5 protein-coding genes and 1 pseudogene are annotated in these 3,947 nt (G+C 73.2%); 4 read left to right on the top strand and 2 right to left on the bottom strand.

Annotated features, from left to right (window positions below):
• The 4 genes and pseudogenes from TR48_RS43925 to TR48_RS35510 form a co-directional block, all read left to right on the top strand.
• A pseudogene (locus TR48_RS43925) lies at positions 1-849 on the top strand (hypothetical protein); the annotation flags it as partial.
• On the top strand, positions 821-1,243 hold the full coding sequence (locus TR48_RS35520) for a roadblock/LC7 domain-containing protein (RefSeq protein WP_042374712.1): 423 nt from the start codon (positions 821-823) through the stop codon (positions 1,241-1,243). The pseudogene TR48_RS43925 and the gene TR48_RS35520, both read left to right, overlap by 29 nt.
• A 12-nt stretch (positions 1,244-1,255) precedes the next feature.
• A complete protein-coding gene (locus TR48_RS35515; RefSeq protein ID WP_042374711.1) occupies positions 1,256-1,639 on the top strand; it encodes a DUF742 domain-containing protein in 384 nt (127 codons plus the stop codon).
• On the top strand, positions 1,620-2,279 hold the full coding sequence (locus TR48_RS35510; RefSeq protein ID WP_084730035.1) for a GTP-binding protein: 660 nt from the start codon (positions 1,620-1,622) through the stop codon (positions 2,277-2,279). Before TR48_RS35515 ends, TR48_RS35510 begins: the two co-directional genes overlap by 20 nt.
• Before the next feature lie 21 nt (positions 2,280-2,300).
• Here TR48_RS35510 and TR48_RS35505 read toward each other — a convergent pair whose 3' ends face one another.
• Together TR48_RS35505 and TR48_RS35500 are read right to left on the bottom strand one after the other, a co-directional pair.
• A complete protein-coding gene (locus TR48_RS35505) occupies positions 2,301-2,855 on the bottom strand; it encodes a hypothetical protein (protein WP_042374710.1) in 555 nt (184 codons plus the stop codon).
• An 85-nt stretch (positions 2,856-2,940) separates the two neighbouring features.
• Positions 2,941-3,702, bottom strand: coding sequence for a lysophospholipid acyltransferase family protein (locus TR48_RS35500; protein WP_042374709.1), 762 nt, complete (start codon positions 3,700-3,702; stop codon positions 2,941-2,943).
• Positions 3,703-3,947: the final 245 nt, after the last annotated feature.

The following is a 3,947-nucleotide window of genomic DNA, read 5'->3' as shown; positions in this document are numbered from 1 at the left end:
GTCCTCGGCGCGTCCGCCGAAGGGGACGACGCGGGCCCCGTCGACCGGCTGCCCCTCGGCCACGCGGCGGACACACCGCACAGCGAGCCCACACCGGACGGCCCGTCGCCCTCGGCTCCGCCGTCGCCATTCGGCCGCCCGGTGGTCACTCCCGGCTCCGCCGCTCGCACGGACCCGCCGGAGCGGCGCGGAGGCCAGGCGGGGAGTGCGGGCGCGTCGGCGGGCTCCGCCGGTGGGCCCGCGGTTCCGGGGCAGGCGCGGTCGTTGCCGTTCGGGCAGGCGGACGACCGGCCTCCGGCCGGGGACGAGGGCGCGGAGCTGCCCGTGCGGCACCCCGGTGGGTCGGCCTTCGGCCGGAGGGTCGGCCGGAAGGGCGAGACACGCTCGGCGGTCGGGGGAGGCCCCCTCGGCTGGCCGGGGCAGGCCGGGGCGACCGGGGCGACCGGCGGGCACGAGGGTGACGAACTGCCGCGCCGGGTGCGGCAGGCGAGCCTGGCCGTGCAGCTGCGGGAGGCGCCGCCGCCGGAACGGGCGGGCGCGGCCCGTCCCGCCGCGCGGCCGGGCGAGCGCAGTCCCGAGCAGGCCAGGGCCACCATGGCCGCCCTGCGTGACGGTTGGCACCGCGGCCGCGACAGCGCGGGTAGCAGCGACGGGGCGAGTGACAGCGACAGCGCCGACGACAGCGGCAGGAAGGAGTCCCGCCCGAATCCGGGCAACGGCGGCGCGCGCCACCTGCGCCTGCACCAGGACCCGCCGAGCCCTGCCCGACCCCCCTACGACGGCTTCCAGGACTTCGAGGATTTCGAAAGGAGCGCCGCGGATGGCCGCGACGATGAACCACACCGGTGAGCTGAACTGGCTGCTCGACGAGCTGGTCTCCCGGGTCGCCCAGGTCCGGCACGCCGTCGTGCTCTCGCGCGACGGACTCGCCCTCGGCGTCTCGGCGGGGCTCAGCCGAGAGGACGGCGAGCACCTCGCCGCCGTCGCCTCCGGCTTCCACAGCCTGGCCAAGGGGACCGGCCGCCACTTCGACGCCGGCGAGGTCCGGCAGACCATGGTCGAGCTCGACGGCGGCTTCCTCTTCGTCGTCGCCGCGGGGGACGGCACCTGCCTGGCCGTCTTCGCGGGCGCGGACGCCGACATCGGGCTGATCGCCTACGAGATGGCCCGCCTGGTCCGCCGGGTGGGCGAGCACCTCTACACCCCGCCGCGCGGCGCGGCGGACGCCCCCTCGGCGGGATGAGGGCTGAGCGCCATGGAACCGAACTGGTTCGACGAGGAGGCGGGCCCCATGGTCCGCCTCTATGCCCTGACCAGGGGCCGGACCAGGCCCGCCAGTGAGGCCTTCGACCTGATCGCCATGGTCGTCGCGGACACCCCGTACGGGCCGGACAGCCCGTACGGGGAGGATCTCGGGCTCTCGCCCGAGTCCGCCGCGATCCTGAACCTCTGCCGCCACCAGGCCCAGTCCGTCGCCGAGATCGCCGCCGAACTGGACCTGCCGGTCGGCGTGGTCCGGGTGCTCCTCGGCGACCTCCTGGACGCCGCTCTGATCCGCGTCAGCCGTCCCGTACCGCCCGCCCTGCTCCCCGACGAGCGCATTCTGCGAGAAGTGATCAATGGCCTCCGCGCACTCTGACGCCACCGCACCTTCGACCACCACCTCGACGACGCCGACGCAGCCCGCACGCCCCACCAAACCCGCGGCGTCCGCCGACGAACCCGCGCTCGCCCTGAAGATCCTGGTCGCCGGCGGCTTCGGGGTGGGCAAGACCACGCTGGTCGGCGCGGTCAGCGAGATCCGTCCGCTGCGGACCGAGGAGCAGTTGACCGAGGCGAGCCGAGGCGTGGACGACCTCGGCGGGGTGGAGCAGAAGACCACCACGACCGTGGCCATGGACTTCGGCCGGATCACCATCCGGCAGGGGCTTTCGCTCTACCTCTTCGGCACCCCGGGCCAGGACCGGTTCTGGTTCCTGTGGGACGAGTTGGCGCACGGCGCGCTGGGCGCGGTGGTGCTGGCCGACACCCGCAGGCTGCAGGACTGCTTCCCCTCCGTGGACTACTTCGAGCGCCGCGGCATCCCGTTCGTCGTGGCGGTCAACTGCTTCACGGGGGCGCGCAAGCACGCGGTCGAGCGGATCAGCTCCGCGCTCGACCTCGAGGCCCAGACGCCCGTCATCCTCTGCGACGCGCGCGAGCGCGACTCGGGGAAGAAGGTGCTGATCGCGCTCGTCGAGCATGCGAGCCGGCTGCACGCCGCCCGCATGCTCTCCTGAGCGGACCGTCTTGAGCGGGCGTCAGGACGCCGTCACCGTGACGGTGATGCCGAACTTGCCGTTGGAGTCGGTGCACCGCATGGCCTCGCCGCAGTTGCTGCGCGAGGAGCTCACCGTCGCCGTGCCGGCCGAGACCGCGACGAACTCCGTCTGCTGCGCCCGGCAGTCCACCCCGGGCCGACAGGTCTGCCCGGGGGAGGGGGAGGCGAAGCTCGGTCCGCCGGAGAGCTTCAGCACGGACGCGGCACTGCTCGCCGGCGCCGCCCAGTAGCCGCCGGTCAGCACGACCTCGAGGGTCTGGCCGGGGTGCAGCGTGACGGTGTGGCCCTTGTCCGCGTTGTGCACCACGACGACCGCGGTGCCCGTGGCGGAGACGTCGCCCGGCGTGCCCGAGGCCCCGCCGCCGGGCGTCGCCGACGTGGTGGCCGGGGCAGAGGAAGAGGCCGCCGCCGTCGCGCTGCCGCTCGCGACCGCGCTTGTCTTCGCGGCGGACGAGCAGCCGCTGAGCAGCAGCACGGCGGAAAGGGCGGCGGCGCCGGCCGCGGCCAGCGAACGCGTGGTGAGGGTGGTGTGCATCGGTCCTCCTGGATCGTTTGCCGATCCGACGCGGAGGCCCGCCAACCGGTTCCGCCTCGATCTCCAGGAAGTTCGGGCCCGAGGCTCAGCTGTCGCGGGCGGCCTTCTCCTCGGCGGCGCGCGCGTCCTCGTCCTCGGCCTGCTGCGGGGTGGGCGCGGTGCCGCCCAGGTGCTCCGGGAGCCACCAGCGGTCCTCGGGACCGGACGGCTGGTCCGGGTACTCGCGCTGAGCGCTCTCCAGCAGCTGGTTCATCGCCTCGCGCAGACGGCGCGTCACCATGACCGGCCGGTCCTGCGGCGTCAGGTGGATCGGTTCCCCGATCCGGATGCTGACGGGGGTGTGGCGACGGGTCAGGTTCTTCGGGCGGCCCTTGGTCCACAGCCGCTGCGTGCCCCAGAGGATGACCGGCACCAGCGGCACGTCGGCGTCGGCGGCCATGCGGGCCGCGCCGGTCTTGAACTTCTTCAGCATGAACGAGCGCGAGATCGTCGCCTCGGGGAAGACGCCGACCACCTCGCCGGCGCGCAGCGCCGCCACCGCGGCGTCGTAGGCGGGCTGGCCGTCGGAGCGGTCGACGGGGATGTGGTGCATGCCGCGCATCAGCGGTCCGGAGACGCGGTGCCTGAAGACCTCGTCCTTGGCCATGAAGCGCGTCTTGCGCCTGGCCGACTTGTGGGCGCCGAGTCCGGCGAAGAGGAAGTCCAGGTAGCTGATGTGGTTGCTGACCAGCACGGCACCACCTGTGCGCGGTACATTCTCCGCGCCTTCGATCTCGATCTTCAGATCCAGACCGCGGAAGACGGTCAGGGCCGCGCCGATGATCGGCGGGTACACGAGATCTGCCACAGTCAGCCCAACGTTCTTCAACGGGCCCACGCCCGAGCCTACGGTTACGTCAGCGTAAGTTGCCGACAGCCGATGGTGCCCGTTCGGGGCACTCCGTGTCACGTCCGACCCGTCAATAGGGTTGATCTCACACGCACCGCGCGGCGGCCTCTTCTTGCGCACCAGGCCGGGTGGTGGAGTATGGCTCCGAGGGATGCCCGGCGTAAGCTACCCTTCGGTAACAAAGGTGACCAGTACACCAGTAG

The sequence above is a fragment of the Streptacidiphilus neutrinimicus genome (genome assembly GCF_000787815.1).
Lineage (GTDB): Bacteria > Actinomycetota > Actinomycetes > Streptomycetales > Streptomycetaceae > Streptacidiphilus > Streptacidiphilus neutrinimicus.
This window is presented reverse-complemented; position numbering and strand designations above follow the sequence as displayed.

Coding starts and splice junctions, on each gene's coding strand:
- TR48_RS35520 (WP_042374712.1), top strand. CDS start 821: ATGGCCGCGACGATGAACCACACCGGTGAGCTGAACTGGCTGCTCGAC.
- TR48_RS35515 (WP_042374711.1), top strand. CDS start 1,256: ATGGAACCGAACTGGTTCGACGAGGAGGCGGGCCCCATGGTCCGCCTC.
- TR48_RS35510 (WP_084730035.1), top strand. CDS start 1,620: ATGGCCTCCGCGCACTCTGACGCCACCGCACCTTCGACCACCACCTCG.
- TR48_RS35505 (WP_042374710.1), bottom strand. CDS start 2,855: ATGCACACCACCCTCACCACGCGTTCGCTGGCCGCGGCCGGCGCCGCC.